This is a genomic window from Zobellia uliginosa, assembly GCF_900156625.1.
GTDB classification, from domain to species: domain Bacteria; phylum Bacteroidota; class Bacteroidia; order Flavobacteriales; family Flavobacteriaceae; genus Zobellia; species Zobellia uliginosa.
In genome coordinates this window covers 64039-82726 of sequence record NZ_FTOB01000011.1, presented here as the reverse complement: position 1 = coordinate 82726, position 18688 = coordinate 64039, and the positions used below count along the sequence as shown (strand labels likewise).

23 protein-coding genes and 1 pseudogene are annotated in these 18688 nt (G+C 31.8%); 19 read left to right on the top strand and 5 right to left on the bottom strand.

All coding sequences use genetic code 11. The annotated features are described in order from the left end of the window. The first annotated feature begins 229 nt into the window (after positions 1–229). The 5 genes from BW980_RS21015 to BW980_RS20995 all read left to right on the top strand — a co-directional run bounded on the left by BW980_RS21015 (position 230) and on the right by BW980_RS20995 (position 4035). The gene (locus BW980_RS21015) at positions 230–1309 is read left to right on the top strand and encodes a serine hydrolase domain-containing protein (protein ID WP_076457122.1); all 1080 of its coding nucleotides are present in this window, start codon (positions 230–232) and stop codon (positions 1307–1309) included. A gap of 21 nt (positions 1310–1330) precedes the next feature. After that, the gene (locus BW980_RS21010) at positions 1331–2191 is read left to right on the top strand and encodes an SDR family oxidoreductase (RefSeq protein WP_076457121.1); all 861 of its coding nucleotides are present in this window, start codon (positions 1331–1333) and stop codon (positions 2189–2191) included. A gap of 2 nt (positions 2192–2193) precedes the next feature. After that, complete coding sequence (locus BW980_RS21005; protein ID WP_083690581.1) at positions 2194–2580, top strand: hypothetical protein; 387 nt, start codon at positions 2194–2196, stop codon at positions 2578–2580. Positions 2581–2587: 7 nt separating this feature from the next. Next, a complete protein-coding gene (locus BW980_RS21000) occupies positions 2588–3205 on the top strand; it encodes a CatB-related O-acetyltransferase (protein WP_076457120.1) in 618 nt (205 codons plus the stop codon). Between the two features lie 185 nt (positions 3206–3390). Next, a complete protein-coding gene (locus BW980_RS20995; protein ID WP_076457119.1) occupies positions 3391–4035 on the top strand; it encodes a hypothetical protein in 645 nt (214 codons plus the stop codon). Positions 4036–4604: 569 nt separating this feature from the next. On the opposite strand, the pseudogene BW980_RS20985 reads toward BW980_RS20995, so the two are convergent. The 5 genes and pseudogenes from BW980_RS20985 to BW980_RS22690 all read right to left on the bottom strand — a co-directional run. Continuing rightward, a pseudogene (locus BW980_RS20985) lies at positions 4605–4841 on the bottom strand (transposase); the annotation flags it as partial. A gap of 264 nt (positions 4842–5105) precedes the next feature. After that, complete coding sequence (locus BW980_RS20980; RefSeq protein ID WP_076457117.1) at positions 5106–5738, bottom strand: hypothetical protein; 633 nt, start codon at positions 5736–5738, stop codon at positions 5106–5108. Continuing rightward, a complete protein-coding gene (locus BW980_RS20975; RefSeq protein WP_076457116.1) occupies positions 5728–6726 on the bottom strand; it encodes a cyclic GMP-AMP synthase DncV-like nucleotidyltransferase in 999 nt (332 codons plus the stop codon). Before BW980_RS20975 ends, BW980_RS20980 begins: the two co-directional genes overlap by 11 nt. Positions 6727–6738: 12 nt before the next feature. Further along, a complete protein-coding gene (locus tag BW980_RS20970) occupies positions 6739–7353 on the bottom strand; it encodes a Cap15 family cyclic dinucleotide receptor domain-containing protein (RefSeq protein WP_076457115.1) in 615 nt (204 codons plus the stop codon). Positions 7354–7356: 3 nt separating this feature from the next. Then, a complete protein-coding gene (locus tag BW980_RS22690; protein WP_175609935.1) occupies positions 7357–7530 on the bottom strand; it encodes a hypothetical protein in 174 nt (57 codons plus the stop codon). Positions 7531–7620: 90 nt separating this feature from the next. Here BW980_RS22690 and BW980_RS20965 point away from each other — a divergent pair, with 90 nt between their 5' ends. The 14 genes from BW980_RS20965 to BW980_RS20890 all read left to right on the top strand — a co-directional run bounded on the left by BW980_RS20965 (position 7621) and on the right by BW980_RS20890 (position 18679). Next, positions 7621–8286, top strand: coding sequence for an RNA polymerase subunit sigma (locus tag BW980_RS20965; RefSeq protein WP_245800130.1), 666 nt, complete (start codon positions 7621–7623; stop codon positions 8284–8286). Next, entirely contained in the window at positions 8276–8617 is a 342-nt protein-coding gene (locus BW980_RS20960) for a hypothetical protein (RefSeq protein ID WP_076457114.1), read from the top strand. Before BW980_RS20965 ends, BW980_RS20960 begins: the two co-directional genes overlap by 11 nt. Next, positions 8598–9389, top strand: coding sequence for an ImmA/IrrE family metallo-endopeptidase (locus BW980_RS20955; RefSeq protein WP_076457113.1), 792 nt, complete (start codon positions 8598–8600; stop codon positions 9387–9389). The genes BW980_RS20960 and BW980_RS20955 overlap by 20 nt, the downstream gene beginning before the upstream one ends. A gap of 160 nt (positions 9390–9549) precedes the next feature. Further along, the gene (locus BW980_RS20950) at positions 9550–9981 is read left to right on the top strand and encodes a hypothetical protein (RefSeq protein WP_076457112.1); all 432 of its coding nucleotides are present in this window, start codon (positions 9550–9552) and stop codon (positions 9979–9981) included. Positions 9982–10027: 46 nt separating this feature from the next. Next, positions 10028–10192, top strand: coding sequence for a hypothetical protein (locus BW980_RS22685; RefSeq protein WP_175609934.1), 165 nt, complete (start codon positions 10028–10030; stop codon positions 10190–10192). Positions 10193–10584: 392 nt separating this feature from the next. Next, positions 10585–11100 carry a hypothetical protein gene (locus BW980_RS20940; RefSeq protein WP_076457126.1) on the top strand — a complete coding sequence of 172 codons (516 nt, stop codon included), beginning with the start codon at positions 10585–10587 and terminating at the stop codon, positions 11098–11100. Between the two features lie 395 nt (positions 11101–11495). Next, complete coding sequence (locus tag BW980_RS20935; RefSeq protein WP_076457110.1) at positions 11496–12116, top strand: hypothetical protein; 621 nt, start codon at positions 11496–11498, stop codon at positions 12114–12116. 480 nt (positions 12117–12596) lie between these two features. Continuing rightward, on the top strand, positions 12597–13553 hold the full coding sequence (locus BW980_RS20925; protein WP_076457109.1) for an AraC family transcriptional regulator: 957 nt from the start codon (positions 12597–12599) through the stop codon (positions 13551–13553). Positions 13554–14189: 636 nt separating this feature from the next. Continuing rightward, a complete protein-coding gene (locus BW980_RS20915) occupies positions 14190–14756 on the top strand; it encodes a nucleotidyltransferase family protein (RefSeq protein WP_076457107.1) in 567 nt (188 codons plus the stop codon). Between the two features lie 93 nt (positions 14757–14849). Then, positions 14850–15452: a Crp/Fnr family transcriptional regulator gene (locus BW980_RS20910; protein ID WP_076457106.1), complete on the top strand. Its 603-nt coding sequence runs from the start codon at positions 14850–14852 to the stop codon at positions 15450–15452. A 72-nt stretch (positions 15453–15524) separates the two neighbouring features. Beyond that, the gene (locus BW980_RS20905) at positions 15525–15830 is read left to right on the top strand and encodes a hypothetical protein (RefSeq protein ID WP_076457105.1); all 306 of its coding nucleotides are present in this window, start codon (positions 15525–15527) and stop codon (positions 15828–15830) included. Positions 15831–16041: 211 nt separating this feature from the next. Then, positions 16042–16788: a helix-turn-helix domain-containing protein gene (locus BW980_RS20900; RefSeq protein WP_076457104.1), complete on the top strand. Its 747-nt coding sequence runs from the start codon at positions 16042–16044 to the stop codon at positions 16786–16788. Positions 16789–16923: 135 nt separating this feature from the next. Continuing rightward, complete coding sequence (locus BW980_RS20895; protein WP_076457125.1) at positions 16924–17322, top strand: VOC family protein; 399 nt, start codon at positions 16924–16926, stop codon at positions 17320–17322. 37 nt (positions 17323–17359) lie between these two features. Then, entirely contained in the window at positions 17360–18679 is a 1320-nt protein-coding gene (locus BW980_RS20890; protein ID WP_076457103.1) for a leucine-rich repeat domain-containing protein, read from the top strand. Positions 18680–18688 lie beyond the last annotated feature (9 nt).

Sequence of the window (18688 nt, the reverse complement as noted above, 5' to 3'; positions counted from 1 at the left end):
CTGCGTGGGTGAAAATCTACTCTTCCTCATAATACTGTTTAAAATTAAGATTATTATTCTACTTTTAAACAGTTCGGTTTTAAGGGAAGCTTACACTAAGACTTGGTTAAAAGCCAATTCGTAGCAAATCATATTCAGTTCGTTTCAAATTATAATTCAGAACGATTGCCTTAGTTATCTGATGAATCTTTGCATCATCATTTAATTAATAATCAAAAAACGAGCAGTTATGACAACTTTACACAAAATTATAGTAGCATTTATGGTAGCCACCATAATACTTTTTACATCTTGTTCAAAAGATGATGACAACATCACCCCACAAAACAATTACACAACCGTTGAAAATTTACTAAATGAAGTTGATTTTCAGGGGTATGCCATTGTAACTAAAAACGGAAACGATTTAGTGAGACAAGGATTTGGATTGGCAAACCAAACCACAGCTTTGGCACAAAATTACAATCTCGCTTATCGTATTGGGTCCGTAACCAAAACATTAACCGCAGCTGGTATTGTCCCATTAAAACGCGATGGCTTAATCACTAGTTTTAATCAAACTTTAGATGAATTTGACACTGAATTTCCATACGGTAGTCAAATTACTATTGCACAATTATTATCACATCAATCGGGTATTCCAGATTATCAACTTATAGTAGAGGAGGCTTACGAACAAGGAGAAACTTTGGATGAAGAAGATATATACCAAGTAATTAAAGAATTGATTATTGAAAATGGTCTCGATTTTACCCCAGGTACAAATAAACAGTACAGCAACTCAAATTTTCTTATTTCGGCTTTATTAATTCAAGAAATATCTCAAATGTCTTACCACGACTATATTCAACAAAACATATGTACCCCCCTTGCAATGTCCAATACGTATAAAGGCATGAATATAGTAGATGAAAATACACACGCCCAAGGCTATTTAAATGGTAGTGCAAATAGTACTTACCCAATGGCAATCGCTTTTGGTGCAGGCGATTTTAGTAGTACCCCAAAAGATATGGAAACTTGGGTAAATGCTGTCAAAAACAATTGGTTTACAAATGCAGAAAAAACCGAAATATTTACTCAAAACGTACCAAGTGGTTATACTGATTTTGGTTTAGGCTGGTTCACCACACAAGAAGGAAGTACAACTATGTATTGGCACGGTGGTGATATTAATGGCTATTGGAGTATCATTGGTTTTATTCCAGATTACGATGCCACCATTGTATTGTTAAGCAATCAGCAAGACGATACAGGTATGCAACGCAATACCATTATAGAGCAATTATTAACAAATGAGTTTAATTAAAATCGAATTAACCAAATAGTAATGAAACATACTAACATATTATTAGCAGGTGCTACAGGTTACTTGGGGTCTTATGTATTAAACGCCTTAATCAAAAAACAAAATCAGGTAATTGCCATTGTACGTAACCCTGATAAGTTATTAAATACCAATGAAAACTATTTAGAAATAAAACAAGCAGAGGTTACTAAACCTGAAACTCTAAGGGATATTTGCAAAGGTATTGATACCGTAATTTCTACCGTGGGTATTACTAGACAAAAAGATGGACTTACCTATATGGATGTCGATTATCAAGCCAATATGAATTTGTTGGAAGAAGCAAAAAAAGCAGGTGTAAAGCATTTTGTTTATGTATCGGCAATCAATGGCTATAAATATCGGAATTTAAAAATTTTTGAAGCTAAGGAAAAGTTTGTTGATGCTTTAAAATCCTCAGGATTAAACTATACCATAATAAGACCCAACGGATTTTTCTCAGATATGAAAGATTTTTTGCAAATGGCAAAATCAGATCGTATTTATTTGTTTGGCTCGGGTCATCAAAAATTTAACCCAATTCACGGTAAAGATTTGGCAACATTTATTGTAGACAATGTAGAAGAAACCAATAAAGAATTAACTATAGGAGGTCCGGATGTATTAAGTCTTAATGAAATTAGTGAATTAGCTTTAAATGCATTTAACAAACCCTTAAAAATCATTCATTTACCAGATTGGATGCGAAAACTAACTATTTGGTGTTTAAGAACCTTTACTAGTGTAAAAACTTATGGGCCAATTGAGTTTTTCTTAACGCTTATGGCAGAGGATAATATAGCACCAACCTACGGAGAGCAACGTTTAAAGGATTTTTATTTTAAAGAAGTCAAAACGATTTGAATATGCAAAACATCACAATGAAATTATCTCAAAAAATCGCCCTAATTATTGTAATTACATACTGTATATTTCACGTGTTGGTTTTATTTCAAATCATTCCATACGATGTAGTTTGGGGTGGCAAAATAAAGTCAGTTAACGAAATGTACATTTTAGAGGGAGTGGCATTAACTATAATGCTGTTTATAGGTGCAATCCTTTCAATGAAAAGCAGACTGGTAAAACCATTTTTTGCATATAAAACCATAAAAAGAATACTATTGGTTTTTGCGATTGTTTTTATGTTAAATACTATTGGTAACCTTTTGGCAAAAACTATAATTGAAAAAAGTCAAGCTATCATAACCTTATATTTAGCCGTAGTATTATATAAATCATCAAAAAAATAAAGTCTCTATGAAAGCACCCAACCCAAACACTCTATTTCCGTTACCCAATTATAAAAAACTTTGTTTTTTAAAGAATTTGATTAACAATCCAAATATCATAGTAGGTGACTATACGTATTACGATGATTTTGAAGAGGTGTCAAATTTTGAGAAAAACGTAAAATATCATTTTGATTTTATTGGAGACAAACTCATCATAGGTAAGTTTTGTATGATTGCTTCAGATGCTACATTTATTATGAATGGTGGCAATCATTTAACCAAAGCCACATCTGCTTACCCATTTGCCATTTTTGGTGGTGCTTGGCAAGATGCGATGGATGGTAAAACCTATCCAACAAAAGGAGATACTATAATTGGTAATGATGTATGGATTGGTCACCATGCTACCATTATGCCCGGAGTTCATATAGGAGATGGTGCTATTATAGCAACAAAAGCGGTGGTAACAAAAAATGTTGATCCTTACACCATTGTTGGAGGTAATCCTGCGAAACCTATCAAAAAACGTTTTTCTGAAGCTGCCATTTCAAAACTATTACAGTTAAAATGGTGGGATTGGGATATTGAAAAAATTACTAAAAACGTAGAAAAACTTACTTCACACCCTGAGGCGTTGTTTTAAATTAAAACCTAAGAACTAATAAAAGGCTTAACACTTAAAATGTTAAGCCTTTTTCTTTTAGTAAAAAAAATATTAGTACTAAATATCAAAAAGGTTTCAAATTATAATTCAAAACGATTGCCCTTAAAATTCAATGAATATTTGCATCATCAAATAATAAAAACGAACAATTAAAATTCATTAAAATGAAAAAAATAGTAATCATCTGCTTAACACTTTGTACACTAAATGTTTTTGCACAAAGTAACAACGGATCTTTGAAAAATAAGGATTCAGATTTTAAATACAGAGTAAGTTTTCCTGCTATTATCTTAGGTAACATTGGTAAAGGTGGCGAGAGAACCAATACCCAACATTTTGAGTTCCATATAAAAAAAGAATTAGATGCTAAAAATATTGTTGGAATTAAGTTGGCTACTTGGAGATTATTTCAGCCTATGGGTATTCAATGGTGGGACGGACTTACAGACAAAATAGATACTAAAACCGAATTTTATCCAGGTTATTTACGTGAAACGGGTATTGGAGTATCTTATCAACGTATGCTTTGGAAAGGACTGTTTGCATCAGTAGAAGTATTACCACAATACAAAACCTATTTAGATTTAGATAACAAAAAAATAGCAAACGGTTTTAAGCTTTACAATTCGTTCCATCTTGGTTATCATTTTGCATTTGGTAAGAATAAAAGGTTTTTTATCGAGCCTCAGGTTCATTCTCAATTTTGGATTTTTGACACCAATACGCCTGATGCATTTAAACAAATAGATAATAGATGGAAAAACCACTTCCTTTTTGAACCAAATCTTTATATAGGAATTAGGTTTTAGTATAAAATAAAAACTTATCAAACAATTAAAATGAAAACAATCAAAAAACACATCCAATTAAAAATAGCCTTTATGGCATTAATGCTAACCTCAATAGTAGGGTTTGCACAAAGCAAAGCGGATTATTATAAATTACAAACGCTGTAAGAGTGACTCATTCAATCAACTAAAGGTTTCTGTAAGTGCAATGATTTTGGTTAATGCTATTCTTAAAACAAAAGATAAAAAAACTAACAGTAGAAAATGATTGAATATACTTAAACCTTAATTATTTTATATGATCATAAATATAAGAAGTAAGCACTATTGGCAACAAAGGTAATCGTTGCACAAGCCATTGAAAAGCAAAAAAACGGATTCATATAAGCCTCTTTACGGGGCTTTTTTTATGTCGGGTCAGAATCGAGGCACCAAATTTAGATGCTTTATGCAAGTCCCGAACAAGTATTGAAGCGCATTTTTTACCAAGGCTGCCAAATCAAGCCGTCCCGCCCCACTTTTGGAACGTTTCTGTTCGAATTTCAGGTACTTCTTCAGGTTATAGGCAATCGCCGAGAGGTGCATCACCTTATAAGCTTGCGGTCGCTGATGATGTTCTCCAGATAGCCCACAAGGCAGAGCTTGAAGAAGACCACCGGGTCTATGCTCTTTTGGCCGTTGTTCCCGTAATAGCCTTCGGTAAGGCCGTAAAGGAACCGGAGTTCCAAAACCTCCTTTAACCGCCTGTAGAAATTGTTCTCGGGGATTCGCTCGCTCAACTGGAAATGGGCGAACCGTTTTTCTTGGTAATGCTTTTTTCCCTGCATACCTAAAATTAACAACGCAACGTTAAGATCGCCTTGATCCTATGTGGTTTTTTCGTTAACTTGTGCAACAGGCACAACATGTATAATTAATGGCTAGTTCTAGCCTACTTACGAAAATCCTCGCGGATTTTCTATTCGGTTTTTATTTGCTAAATTAGGTGCTTAAACACGCCACTAATCATACACAAAACCGTTGTGTTTCATGCTGCCAGTATAACTTACTACTATTCTTATAAGAGCAATACCCTTAACTGTTTAGTTAGTTTATTTTTTCATAAATTCCAGAAAAACGGAAATATCATTGATTAGAACATCCTTATCAATTTTTCGGAAATTCTTATAGCATTTATAGTGCCTGTAATTGTTGCATTTTTTCATTGATACTCCACTCCCACAATAGCATTTATCGTGCAACCGCATCTTTGTTCCTTTAGCTCTTCTAACCATTAATCTGGCAATAAGGTAATCGTTATTCGTTTGAAGTATATCCCTATAACCTTCAATAACTCCACTCTTATCATGGGCATACTCATCTGTCTTGTATTTGCCATTAATTTCAAAATATGAGTTATTCTGAAAATAAGGCACTACTATTTCCTTTATGAATAGATTTAGAGTACTTATTTTAGTTTTAAGCAGAATTTGAGCCTTTGCTTGTGTAGAAAGGCAACACGATTTAGTATCCGAATAAATATGTCTTGAAACCTTTGGCGGGATACGCTCACCTGTTTCAAATACTCTCGGAAAATGTTTGGGATATGGTTCAAGATGTATTGAAACATCATAGGAATCATCCTCTGAAATAAACAGTTCTCCATCAATCGAATTGTTATTCTCGTTAAAGGATAATCTCGAATAACATCTCAATACTTCTTCAATTTGCTTTCTAATATCCATAAGGCTTTGGTGTTATGGCTGCTGCCCCAAGGCTTTTCCCAAGAATATTGCTTTTTTCTTCTTCGTCCTTATCTGCACCTAATGGGAATCTATCGCCAAACTGATTGTCACGCAGAATCTCAGAAGCTTTTTTAAAGTTCTTCTCATCTTTGGCTCTGCCTAAATCGTTCAGCAAGCTTTTTAAGGTCGAAAGGAAGTTGTTTTTTCTTGTTGTAGAGTAATCTGCAAAAACATCTTCATCTTTTGGTGTTGTTGGACGTAAACATTTGAAACCATTAGCTTTATTTAGTTCTGTGTTTATTTTATGAACAGTTTCCCTAAAGGCTTTATCGTCATTATCATCTTCAACATAGTTGTTTGCAGCAAGTATGGTAAGTTCAAAGCCACTAGGGAGCTTCAAGTTTGTATTATTTAATTCCCGATAGTTTTTCCAAGCTTTAAGATACCTTACTATCCTTTCAAATTGAGCATTCTTTAAGTTGTTGAACCACTCATAAAACTCTTTAGGGTCACTTTCAATCCAATCTTTTGACCTATGTGCAAGTTCAATTACATCTTCAAGTTTATAGTAAATTGGTAAATCAATATGATGGCCATCACTAAATATCACACGAATACAAGTCGTTTTTCTAACAGGTTTCTTATTAGTATGGTCTTCAACTGCCTTGTAAATCCAATTATGCCATGTATCAATAGATTGCTTATTATCCTGGTCTTCTTTTTCAATGAAGTAGATTCCAAAATCCAAATCATATTTCAACAAGGTGGTTTCTCCTTCTTTCTCAGGGATAGGATTTACACCTGTATTCATTTCAAAAGAACCCTGACCATGAAATTTAGGCTGTAATTCATTCGGTTTATTGTCTTTAAACCATTTTCTAATTTTTTTCTTAATGTCTTTGCGACTTGTTTTTAGCTTCTCTTTCCTTGAAGACGTAAGCTTTATTTCTTTATTAAATTTTGTAAATTCTTTATGTAAGACTGCCATTTTATTACTGTTTTAAAATTCGTGATTTAGGTCATTGCTAACCCATTTAAGATTATGATATTTCCCTCTTGTTTGTGGTGTTCTATCTGTGTAGTAGCCACCAGATAAAACCTTTTCATTTCCTTGCTTTATAAACTTTAATACATCTGTACCAAAGTGGGGATGAAAGCCAAGTTGATGATTACCTTCATTGAGATAATGATAAATTATTCGGAAATGATGTTCGTCTTCAGTTTGCTCTACGAACAAACCTCGACTATACGATGGTGAAGACCTACCTCCATCTTCCTTTAATGTGAATGAAGTAATGGAAATTCGACTTCCATTTTGGTTAATAATCTTTATATGTTTCCGTTCGCCTGTTTGCAGGTTCCCACTTTCATCAACATAGCTGTATTTCAAAATACCTTCATACCTACCTGAAAAATCATCAATCCAAAACAACCATTTAAAAGGCTTAATTTTCCATAAATATTTAGATATAAGTACTAGCAACATACTAACACTACCTGATATGGCAAATGATAACTGCCAGTGTGTTTTGGCTAAATACAATGCGATTCCAAAAATCACAATCAATGAGACCAGGATACTTGACCTGAAATAATTAAAAAAACTGTTCTTCATATATTATTTTTCCTTTCTTACTCCTTTAAAAAGTTTATTGCTCGATGTCTTGACATCAAGAAATCTACCTGTTTCACTATCATGCTTTGTCCATAATCCTGTTTTAGGATTTTTTACTTGAGAACGCTGTCTAACTGCTCCTTTTCTACTTCCGTCTTTCGGTGGATTTGTTGCCATATATTACTATTTATTGCTATTTTTAACTACTCTTTACCTGTATACTAAAAGCGTGACTCACGCTTTTGGTAGTTAATTAATAAGACTATTTTGGAAGTTATAGAAGAAATAAAAATGGCTTGTAGCCTTGATTTACTTGAGTATATCGGCTGGAAGGATGAATACCCGGAAGAAGCAAAAGCTGCTTTTAGTGTTTTTTGCCTTCGCTATGACCAAGCGATATTAAAAAATGCAGAGATTAACTGTAGAAAATGGAATTTATCTTCAACAGTTGCTTTAGACATAGTTAATTGCACTTTTGCACGAGTTTGGAAATATCCATCATACAATCATGAGAAATCAAAAACAAAAAACATTGACAATGGTATTAAAAGGTGGCTAAACAGAATATCGTTTACCCAACTTGCAAATTACACCGATAAAGGTACATGTCACGAACCTGACAAGGAAACTGACTTATCTCTTATCTATACTCTTGATGATTTCGTTGAAAATTCAACAGTTGATAGTTTAAAAAGAAAAGAACTAAAAGAGCAACTGAGTGTTTTAGAAGAAGTTCTTAATGGTTTGGGGGAAAAGCACAAAATCATTTATTTAACGTATAAATTATACACCCATGAAGGGAATAATATTCCTAGACCTGTAAGTAAGAAACTTCAAGATGAGTTAGGATTAGTTCCTGGTTCTATAAGGAAGTATAAGGAACAAGCCAATAAACAAGTCGATAACTTTTTAAATCAGTACAATGGCAAATAAAAAGAAAAACATGGACATTAACGCTGATAGATTTGATGAACTGTTAGCTATTGCGGGCTACACTTACCCAAGAACAGATAAGGAGTTAGAGCTTTTTGAATCAATGTATGAAGGTTACGACTTTGAGTTAAAAGATGTAAGAATAAATCCTGAAGAAATCATTAGTGGTTCTTTTGAAATGAAAGGTAAGGTAATAAAACTTCACGATGAAGAAGAACAACAGGATATTAGTGAAATAAGGTTGGCTGCAAGAAAAGGTAGTGAAGAAATACCTCAATCAATTCTTGATAAAATGAAGAGCAAGCATAAAGATGGAGATAAACAATCGTAAAAGAAACCAGATAAAAGATTTAGCAGAATTTCTTGCTCTTGAGCATGATGAAACTGTTACTCCATTAAATAAAATTGCTGAGTTAGAAGAGCTACCTGTGTTTTATGATGATTATGGAAATGCTTTTGATGGAACTTTAGTTTATGATAAAAGCTTTTACATACACCTAAATACTACTCTCGGAAACACTTCTGATAAAGAAAGAGGACGTTTTACATTAGCCCATGAGCTTGGGCATTACTTCATTGACAGCCATAGAATTGCTTTAAAAGCTGGTTTGATTAAACCGCATCCATCAAGGTATAATAAAAACAAACATCAGGTAATTGAACGTGAGGCCGATTATTTTGCTTCTTGTATTTTGATGCCTGAAAAGAGATTTAGAAAAGACTGTGAAAAGTATCGAAAATTCGATTATCAAGTTATTGAAAATTTAGCAAAGCAATATTTAGTAAGTATTACGGCATGTGCTATTCGTTTTGCTGACATTGGAACACACCCGATTATGTTGGTATATATGGAAGATAATCGTATTGCTTGGAAATGGCAAAGTAATGATTTTCGATTCTGGAAATTAGCCGATGACAAAGAAGTTGTGCCAAAAGACAGTTTAGCAGGTAAATATTTTAATACAGGTACGGGTGAAAAAAGAACAGAGGAATTATGGGGTGTTGACTGGTTTGATGGGATTAGCGATGATAATATCAACTTCAAAGTGTATGAACAGGTGATTCCATACAAGAATAAGGTTTTAAGTATCGTGTGGTATTAGTTTGAGTGATTAGATTAGTGTATTGTCAATACCACTATAAAAGCACATAAACACAACAATGTGTAATGCGCAATATGCCTGCCGCAGGCGCAACACAGGCAAACTGCGCATACACGAAACGTTGTGTGTAATTTAAGCAACCGAACTAAAAACAAACTGAATGGGAATATTTGGAAATCTATTTGGAAGTAAAAAACTAAAAACGACCGACTCTGATTTTGGAGAAATTGAGAGTTTTAGTGTTCGTGGAAATAATGTTGGTTGGACTTTTAAAAAGCAGTTTCTTAACTCTGATGTTGAGATTTTAATTGATGGAAATAAAGAAAGTCTCTCTGAATCTCAAAAACGGACTTTAATAAATGCTCTGAATAACGAATCGGAAATTAAATCTGAATCGGAAAAAGCTCTGAAAGAACAATTTGACAATGCGGAAATGGAATTTATATCGATTGAAAAACATTTTGATGTGAGTAGCATTTCAGTAAATGACAACGGATTTGAATTAACGTTTCAGGAAAAAAATGACCCTTATTATTACTTTAATGTTCATTTTGAGAATAACAAACAAGTTGGTGTTTCAATAGATGGGTAATTTGGACGTAAAACACTATTTAGGAATTTATAAAATTCGAATGCAAATGCAAGACGAAGGAATTACCAATCCTTCTGACGAAACAAAATTATTAACTAAAACAATTGTGGAGAAATTATCTCAACTACATCTTACCGAAAAAATTGAATTAGAGAATGGAAAAATGACCGATTCAAAAGGAAATGTAATTGTTGTTTTTCCAAGAAATTGAACGAATAAAAACTACACACAACAAAGGTAACCGTTGCACAACCCGTCATACGGAATAAATTGATAGTTTTTGAATTATAAGAAATAATTAAAAACCAATATATCAGCTAGTTATATTTTACAAAATAACCTAACAAGTAGGTGTTGATGGAATTCATGCTTGTGCAACAGGCACAAAACCTAAACGTAATGCGGACTTTAGGGCTAAATCGAAAGGTCTGTGTATATTTACTAAGTCGCTAAATTGAAAATTACGCGTTAGCGAAATATTCAATTTTAGCTTTGGACAAGAAAAAATAAAATTAAACAATAAGCTTTAGCTTCGTTCGTAGACGGAAACGAAAAGTTTCCTTGCCCGCCCTACTTGCCATAGCCGTGACCGTTGCCAATAATATGAAAAAACACATTCAAAACAGAAAGGTTTTACTGAGATTTGGTTATTTAGGTTCATTTTTATTAATTAGCCTTTATTCTTGTATAATGCAAAAACCTTATTCCGCCAAAATAACTAAATTTCAACCATCTTTTTGGGGGGAAATTAAAGAAAATAATTTAAAAAGAATTGCAGATACAACAGAGATTCTTATCACCGGAAAAGTGTATGATTATGATAGGCCTGAAGGTGGTATTTCCGTGATTTTTATAAGTAAAGAAAACAAAAGAAAGTTTAAAACAGTCACTGATTCTAAGGGTCATTTTCAAATAAACATTGTCAATGGATTGTATAATATACAGCTAATACCTTATAAATATGGCAAGACTCCATCTTTAAACTTTGAAAATTTAAACTTTAAATCTGGAGAAATACGTGAATTAATAATTTATACAGAATCATCTGCTGAGACTGTATCAATGGATACCATTTTCGAAAGTAAAAGAGCTTATAATGAATATCTCAAAAGGCAATAAGAAATACTACCGCCAACAAAAGTAACCATTGCACAAGCCGTCATCAGCAACAAATTGATAGTTTTTGAATTATCAGAAATAATCAAAACCCAATATATCAGTTAGTTATATTTCACAAAATAACCTAACAAGTAGGTATTGATGGAATTCATGCTTGTGCAACAGGCACATCGCCCATAACAAATGCGGGCTGACTCCTTAAAAATGAAGACATTCCAACTAAATAAAATTACGGTAGGCATACAACTAAGTGGCTTCAAAATACGGCACCTTTCATATCCAGGGTCGTTGGCAAACATTTTCAAACAATTTTATAGTTCTCCCTACTACCTAAGTATCTAGTACACCAGTCGAATTAATTTGCATAAGTGGTCTAATAATTATAACATCACAAAATGAAAATAAAAAATACTATTACACTAATATTCACTTTTATATTAATAGGTTTTATTTATGGCCAGGACAATACATGGAATGAGGGCGAACTATTTTTAAAAAATGGAGAGAGCAAAAAAGGACTTATTAAAGTTGGATATCATAATAAAGCATTAACGCTAAGTGCTAATGACCAGACCGTTTTTTTCAAATCAGATAAGAGAGCTAAAAAAGAAAAATTTAAACAAGAACATGTTGATTACTTTATAAACAGCGGAAACGAATACTATACTTATATACCGGTTTCAAAGAACAAAAGACAACTGTTCAAGCGTATCATTGAAGGAAAAGCAAGTTTATATGTTAGAAGATATTATTCAGGACGATCTGAGCATACTAATAATCTTAACGGTATGAAGACAACTTCCTTCAATCATGATATAGAATATTATATTTTAAAAAAGGGAGAATCCAAAGCAAATCTTTATCTAGCGGACAAAGTTCTTTCTGTAAGAAAAAAAGCGCTTAAATACTTTTCAGATTGTCCTTCTTTAATAAAAGAACTTAAAGCTAAAAAATACGGTAGAAAATATTTCCGTGAAATTGTTGAAGAATATAATAAATGTGATACTTCTGAATAGAAATTTAAAAACAGCCAGGCTGTTCTTAGGATTAGATTGCGCAATCAGTATCCAGTCAAGATGACGGTTATTTGAACAGATCAGGAAAATGGAAATCCCAAGAATGCGATGCGACAGTATTGTTGCATTGCACATCATGTGAACCCAAAACTTCGAGGGTGGATTCGTTACTTTGGCCAATACCGAGGCTATAGCTTGTCCAAAGTGTTTTTTTATATTGCGCATAAAACTGGTAAAATGGGCAAGATATCACTACAAGCGGTATAGAAACAATCCAAGCAAAGCCTACAAATGGTTGGACGCGGTTCGGAAGCAATATCCGAGTCTGTTTTACCATTGGCACGTTGGATATTCCGATTAAAGGTATTAAATTGATTATGAAGAGCCGTATGATGGGAGACTATAATATACGGTTCCGTGAGAGGCTCGGTTCCCCCCTGTCTACTTTACGCGAAACCATTAGCAAATATAGAATAGTAAATGAATGAATCTATCCAAGAAAGGTCATTTAAGGAATATGTCTTTAGAATAAATAAAGTAATTGACTTTATAAGGTTAAATATAGAGCGAGAGATTTCGTTAGACGAGTTAGCTGAAGTTTCAAATTTTTCAAAATTTCATTTTCACAGGGTATTCAAAGCAATTACTGGAGTTACTCCAAATAATTTTATAACAAAATCAAAATTAGGCAGAGCTGAATATATTTTGGCAAACAATTTAGATATAGCTATTTCTGATATTGCTTATTTATTGGGTTTCTCAAGTGTCTCATCCTTCTCTAAAGCATTTAAAAAATTAAATAAACTAAGCCCTTCACAATGGAGAGAAAGAAGAAGGTATAAAAATAGCAAGACTGGAAAAGTAAAGAGCAAGATTGGACAACTTCCAAGAATAAATGACAATTACATTGCACCCATATTATTAAATCAAAATTTCACAAATATGGAGCTTAAAAAAAGGATCAACATTGAGGTTAAAGAATTAGAAAACCTTCCAGTTATTTATATCAGAAACCATTCTATTCATGTACATGATTCGGACAATTTCGCAAAAATGCTCAATACATTGATAACGTGGGCTACCCCAAGAGAACTCGTTGACTTCCCGACTACTAAAGCTTTAACAGTATATCGAAGTATGCCGGATTCAAAAGGAATGGTGCAAGCCGATGTCTGCTTATCTGTCCCTGAGAAAACTGAAGGAGAGGGAACAATTGGAAAAACTGTTATAAAAGGTGGAAAATATGTAGTTCTTCATAAAGAAGGTACATTAGATGAATGTTTCTCAGCTTGGGATTATCTATATAACGAATGGTTTCCAAATAGTGGTTATCAACCAGACGACAGAGGAGTATATTTAAATCATTTAAACGATCCTAAAACTCACCCGCAAGGTTTACATATTTTTGACATGTGTATTTCTGTAAAACCATTATAACAAAGGAAATAAATTCACAGAATAATAAATAAACTTTAAGACGTTTGGTGCCAATCCAAACGTCTTATATTATTTACGAGGTCCACAAATATAAAAGCGAACGATTTTCTAAGTAATAAACCGAAACGATAGTACGTATTTCCAACTTAGAAATATGCACTACCATATTATTCGGCACATTTAACATTGACAATAAAATTCTTAGAAAGATAAAAAATTAACTAGTGATAATGATTTATGTATTCAAAACTTCAATAAAATCTAAAAAATCAATAAAACTAATTACGCCACAATTGAACAACTTATTAGTTGGTTCTTGTTGGAACTTTGACCTTGAAGATTCCGACAACATTTTACGTATTGATAGCCAGATTGATATAGTGAAAAATATCATTGAAATTTTGAATGACTTTGGTTTTGAATGTAAAGAACTCACTGACTAGATTTTGGGGTATCTAACAACATCCCAAAAGCGGTCCTTATGGACGCTAAAGGTCTCAAAAAATTCCTTCTTGGACCTTATATCGGCATTCATGAAAATCGGAGTTTCTTTCAGCTCAATATCTCGAATTGTGTAATTTTATTCAAAATCACGGGCGGTTTTGAGACAGACTGACGTTGGCGGTAATTAGAAAAATGAAAAAATTAGAAAACGAACTAATAGAAATCATTGAAAATGATATTTGGATGACTAACATTTTGAAAACCGTTAGAAATTTAAACTTGAATGATTGTTGGATTGGAGCAGGTTTTGTGCGAAACAAAGTTTGGGATGAAAAACATGGGAAAGACAGAACGAAACTTAATGATATTGATGTAATATATTTTGACAAATCAAACCCGATTAAAAAATATGACCTGCAAATAGAAAACAAGCTACGAAAACTGAATTCGAATCTGAAATGGTCCGTTAAGAATCAAGCAAGAATGCATATTAGAAATGAACACCAACAATATACTAATTGCAAACATGCTATTTCTTTTTGGCCTGAAACTGCAACTTCAATAGCCGTAAGACTGAATCTTGAAAACCAAATTGAATATATAGCTCCTTATGGTTTAGATGACTTATTTAACCTTTTGGTAAGACCAACACCAAAATTTGATTTGGTCATTTATAATGATAGAATAAAAAACAAAAGATGGAAAGAGAAATGGAGCAAATTAGAAGTAGAAACTGGATATAACGATAAATTTAACTAATAGATTTATTACTGATTAAACTAAAAAAAGTATAGTTTATTCTTTCTGTTTTTGCTTGTTTAACGTCATATCTAATGAAAAACATTATAAAAATTGAGTTCTACTAAAACACAATATCTCCTAAATTATTTTAACAATTATTGGACGGTCGAACAATCAACCGTAAAAATGCTTGATAAATGCGTAACTGAAAGAAAGCTTAAAAGAAAAGAAAATATCTTAACGGAAGGAGAAAAATGTCTCCACCTAACCTTTGTTATAAAAGGAATTTTAAAAACGTATCATGTTGACAAAAACGGAAACCAACATAACTTAAAATTTACCTCAGAAAATAACTGGTTAACTGATTTTAACAGTTTATATAATAACAGTCCTAGCAAGCTCTTTATTCAAGCTATGACACCTTCAACTATTCTACAAATTAAAAATGAAGACCTTTTTCTTTTATATGACAACTCACCTCTTTTTGACAGAAACATGAGGATTGTTAGTGAAGAAGCCTTTATAGAACAACAAGAAAGAATTCTTCAGCATATAAGTTCGACAGCACATGAGAGATATCTATATTTTTTAAAAATATATCCCGACTTATCAAAACGTATCTCAAATATTCAGATAGCTTCATATATTGGTGTTACACCTGAGTTTTTAAGCACTATAAGAAAAAAAATAGCTGCTAAAAAGGTGATTTCTTAAACTACCTTATTGTTTTACACAAAATTCTCAAAGTAATTTTGTCGTCAATAATCTAAAACAAACAATTTAAAAATGATAGTAGAAATTACCACTTACAAAACAGCAGAAAATGTAACTCATGAAGAGCTTTTATTAGCTTCAAAGGCATTTAACAAAGATTATTGCTCTAAATGTAAAGGTTTAATTAGTAGACAATTATTAAAAACAGAGGGTGGTTATATGGATATCTTTATTTGGAAAAACAAAGAAGATGTTGAACACGTTCAAAAAACATTTATACAAAATAAAGATGCTATGAAATTTGCTAGTTTAACAGACGTAAATAGCTTAACAATGAAAAATTATGAAGTGCTTGAAACTTCTGAATTTAATAATTAAAAAACTTCGTAAAAAAAACATGACATTTTAATTTAAAATGTCACGTTTTTATAAATTGAATTGTCATGGTTTCTAAACACAAAATTTAGATTGTGAAAAACTATCACAATATACTGTTTCCTTTCGCTTATAACATCCTTGGTTCTTCTGAAAATGCGAATGTATCATTTATACACTATTTTTTCATGCCTGAGATTATTGAATTATTATAATGATTTATGAAGAATACATACCATCTAAAAATTTGAATTCAATTGTTGATTCCATTTGGATAGCAACAAACAATGGACAGGAAATAGAGTCAAGAATTTTACCCGATGGATATGTTGATATTATTTTTGAACTAGGCGAACAAATGCAGTTGAACTCTGGAAATGAAATAAGAGTTTCTGGAATGATGACTAAATTCAAAAAAGTAGTTTCAAAGAAAAATTCAGAAACTCTTGGGGTTAGATTTAAAACTGGTCAGTTTAATTCCATCTCGAATATACCACTGTCAGAAATAAAAAACACGGCTATAAAGGCATCAAACCTATCTCCTAAACTTAACAATTCATTTTTAGAAGAGCTTATTGAAAAAAAATGTCATTTTGAAAAAGTGCAATTAATTAATAGTTTTTTAACCTCCGAAATAAATTGGACAGCTATAGTTGAAAACAAATTAGAGTACTCGGTTTGTGAATCTATACGCACTAATTATAGAGAACTAGATTTAAGTTTAATTGCTAAAAATCATTGTATAAGTTTAAGGCAATTAGAAAGACGTTTTAAAACGATAGTTGGAGTTACCATGAAGGAGTATCATTCCATTATTCGATTTAACAATACAATGAATTACATTTCTACTAACTCTGATACAAGTTTATTAAATATTGCATTTGACCATGGCTATTTTGACCATTCACACTTAACCAAAGAATTTAATAAAATGTCAGGTCTAAACCCTTCTAAGTTTTAAGCTCGTCGTTTTTTTACAAAACATAGGCATTTCTTACCATTTACATTTGTCATAAAAATAATTGTGAAATGTTTTTTGATAGTAATTCTTATTAGTTTCTCTATCAAACCTTATTCACAAACTAAAAACAACAATATGGCAAAATTAGAATCTCTTACACCAAACCTAATGGTAAAAGACGTAAACGCAACTCTAGATTATTACATAAAGAATCTAGGTTTTAAATTAATAGATACAAATCCTGAATCAGGTCAATTTGAATGGGGGTATGTAATGCTAGATAATGTAGGAATGATGTTCCAAGAGGAAAAATCATTAAAAACCGAGTATAAAGAAATAGAGCCATTAACTGTTGGAGGTGCTTTAACTTTTTACATAAGAGTAAATGATATTAATAATTTTTACAATCAATTACCTAAAGAGGTTAACATAATAAAACCTATGAACAGAACTTTTTACGGTACTAATGAATTCGCTATAATGGATTTAAACGGTTTTATTTTAACTTTTTCAGAAACTCCTGAACAGATATAAAATACGATCCCTTTGATTTTATATATAATATAAAGAAATGAAAAAAAAAACTTTTTATAAGTTAGTTATACTATTGTTTACCACCTTATACAGTTGTAATAATGATGATAACCCGAAAAATGACACAAACAAGAGTAGTGAGAAATTGATTACTAATTTTACTTTTGAGGCTTCAAAAAATTCTGGAATAGATAATGATATTATAGGAATTGTTAACCAAGATAACAATACCATTCAAGTAACTTTTCCTTCGGGAACAGATATTTCAAACCTAACACCAACAATCTCTATTTCTAATTTTGCAACAATATTACCTAATACAAAAACTACAATTAATTTAACAACACCCGTAAGATATATAGTTACTGCAGAAAATGAAACTTTAACCCAATATACACTAGAAGCTACATTTGCCGCCCCCCCTATTTTATCAGACAGAGATATTCTTGAGTTGTTATATAATTCTAATCCAAACAATAATTTAAATTGGGATTTGAATGCTACTACAATGAACAACTGGAGTGGTGTGATAATTGAAGATGAAAAAGTTACAGAACTAGATCTTTCTAATAGTAAAATAAATAATATTCCTATTCAAGTTCAAGGTTTATCTAAGCTAACCAAGTTTAACGCTTCTTTAAATAGTGGTATTAAAAGCATACCCCAAGCCATAATTAACTTGGGACTGCAGTTAAAAAATCTTGATCTTTCTTTTTGTTCTTTAACCAAACTTCCTACAGAGTTAAACAACTTTAAAAATATTGAAAACTTAAACCTTAAAAATAACTTAATAACACAGTTACCCAATACAATATCAAATTTACAGAGCTTAACTCGTTTAGATATTTCATCAAACTTTTTAGTACAACTACCAAGTACTATAGGAGCACTAAAAAAAATAGAATTTTTAATACTCGAAAACAATCAAATAAACAGCCTTCCTGATGAAATAGGTAATTTAAATACACTAAAAGGTTTATATCTCAATAAAAATCAATTAGCATTATTACCTTCTACCATTAAAAATTTAAGTGAATTATCTACACTTAAATTAGGATACAATAATTTATCTATTGTTCATTCATCTATTGGTCTTTTACCTAATCTAAAGACTTTAGAACTACAAAATAATCAACTTATAATAATTGATTGTCCTATTTGTTCACTTCCAAAAATAGAGGAACTACTCTTACAAAATAATCGCATAGTGGTACTACCTATGGAAATAGGCGAATTAAAGACTCTTAAAACGCTTAATATTATAAATAATCCATTTACACATATGTCTCAAGAAATTTGTGACTTAGAGTTGACTGGTACTGTCATTGAAAAAAATTTAGATGTTACTTGTAACTAAATATCTCTC

What these genes read in the sequence shown, in the direction of transcription:
- BW980_RS21015 (WP_076457122.1), top strand. Translation starts at nt 230, where the DNA reads ATGACAACTTTACACAAAATTATAGTAGCATTTATGGTAGCCACCATA.
- BW980_RS21010 (WP_076457121.1), top strand. Translation starts at nt 1,331, where the DNA reads ATGAAACATACTAACATATTATTAGCAGGTGCTACAGGTTACTTGGGG.
- BW980_RS21005 (WP_083690581.1), top strand. Translation starts at nt 2,194, where the DNA reads ATGCAAAACATCACAATGAAATTATCTCAAAAAATCGCCCTAATTATT.
- BW980_RS21000 (WP_076457120.1), top strand. Translation starts at nt 2,588, where the DNA reads ATGAAAGCACCCAACCCAAACACTCTATTTCCGTTACCCAATTATAAA.
- BW980_RS20995 (WP_076457119.1), top strand. Translation starts at nt 3,391, where the DNA reads ATGAAAAAAATAGTAATCATCTGCTTAACACTTTGTACACTAAATGTT.
- BW980_RS20980 (WP_076457117.1), bottom strand. Translation starts at nt 5,738, where the DNA reads ATGGATATTAGAAAGCAAATTGAAGAAGTATTGAGATGTTATTCGAGA.
- BW980_RS20975 (WP_076457116.1), bottom strand. Translation starts at nt 6,726, where the DNA reads ATGGCAGTCTTACATAAAGAATTTACAAAATTTAATAAAGAAATAAAG.
- BW980_RS20970 (WP_076457115.1), bottom strand. Translation starts at nt 7,353, where the DNA reads ATGAAGAACAGTTTTTTTAATTATTTCAGGTCAAGTATCCTGGTCTCA.
- BW980_RS22690 (WP_175609935.1), bottom strand. Translation starts at nt 7,530, where the DNA reads ATGGCAACAAATCCACCGAAAGACGGAAGTAGAAAAGGAGCAGTTAGA.
- BW980_RS20960 (WP_076457114.1), top strand. Translation starts at nt 8,276, where the DNA reads ATGGCAAATAAAAAGAAAAACATGGACATTAACGCTGATAGATTTGAT.
- BW980_RS20955 (WP_076457113.1), top strand. Translation starts at nt 8,598, where the DNA reads ATGGAGATAAACAATCGTAAAAGAAACCAGATAAAAGATTTAGCAGAA.
- BW980_RS20950 (WP_076457112.1), top strand. Translation starts at nt 9,550, where the DNA reads ATGGGAATATTTGGAAATCTATTTGGAAGTAAAAAACTAAAAACGACC.
- BW980_RS22685 (WP_175609934.1), top strand. Translation starts at nt 10,028, where the DNA reads ATGCAAGACGAAGGAATTACCAATCCTTCTGACGAAACAAAATTATTA.
- BW980_RS20940 (WP_076457126.1), top strand. Translation starts at nt 10,585, where the DNA reads ATGAAAAAACACATTCAAAACAGAAAGGTTTTACTGAGATTTGGTTAT.
- BW980_RS20935 (WP_076457110.1), top strand. Translation starts at nt 11,496, where the DNA reads ATGAAAATAAAAAATACTATTACACTAATATTCACTTTTATATTAATA.
- BW980_RS20925 (WP_076457109.1), top strand. Translation starts at nt 12,597, where the DNA reads ATGAATGAATCTATCCAAGAAAGGTCATTTAAGGAATATGTCTTTAGA.
- BW980_RS20915 (WP_076457107.1), top strand. Translation starts at nt 14,190, where the DNA reads ATGAAAAAATTAGAAAACGAACTAATAGAAATCATTGAAAATGATATT.
- BW980_RS20905 (WP_076457105.1), top strand. Translation starts at nt 15,525, where the DNA reads ATGATAGTAGAAATTACCACTTACAAAACAGCAGAAAATGTAACTCAT.
- BW980_RS20900 (WP_076457104.1), top strand. Translation starts at nt 16,042, where the DNA reads ATGATTTATGAAGAATACATACCATCTAAAAATTTGAATTCAATTGTT.
- BW980_RS20895 (WP_076457125.1), top strand. Translation starts at nt 16,924, where the DNA reads ATGGCAAAATTAGAATCTCTTACACCAAACCTAATGGTAAAAGACGTA.
- BW980_RS20890 (WP_076457103.1), top strand. Translation starts at nt 17,360, where the DNA reads ATGAAAAAAAAAACTTTTTATAAGTTAGTTATACTATTGTTTACCACC.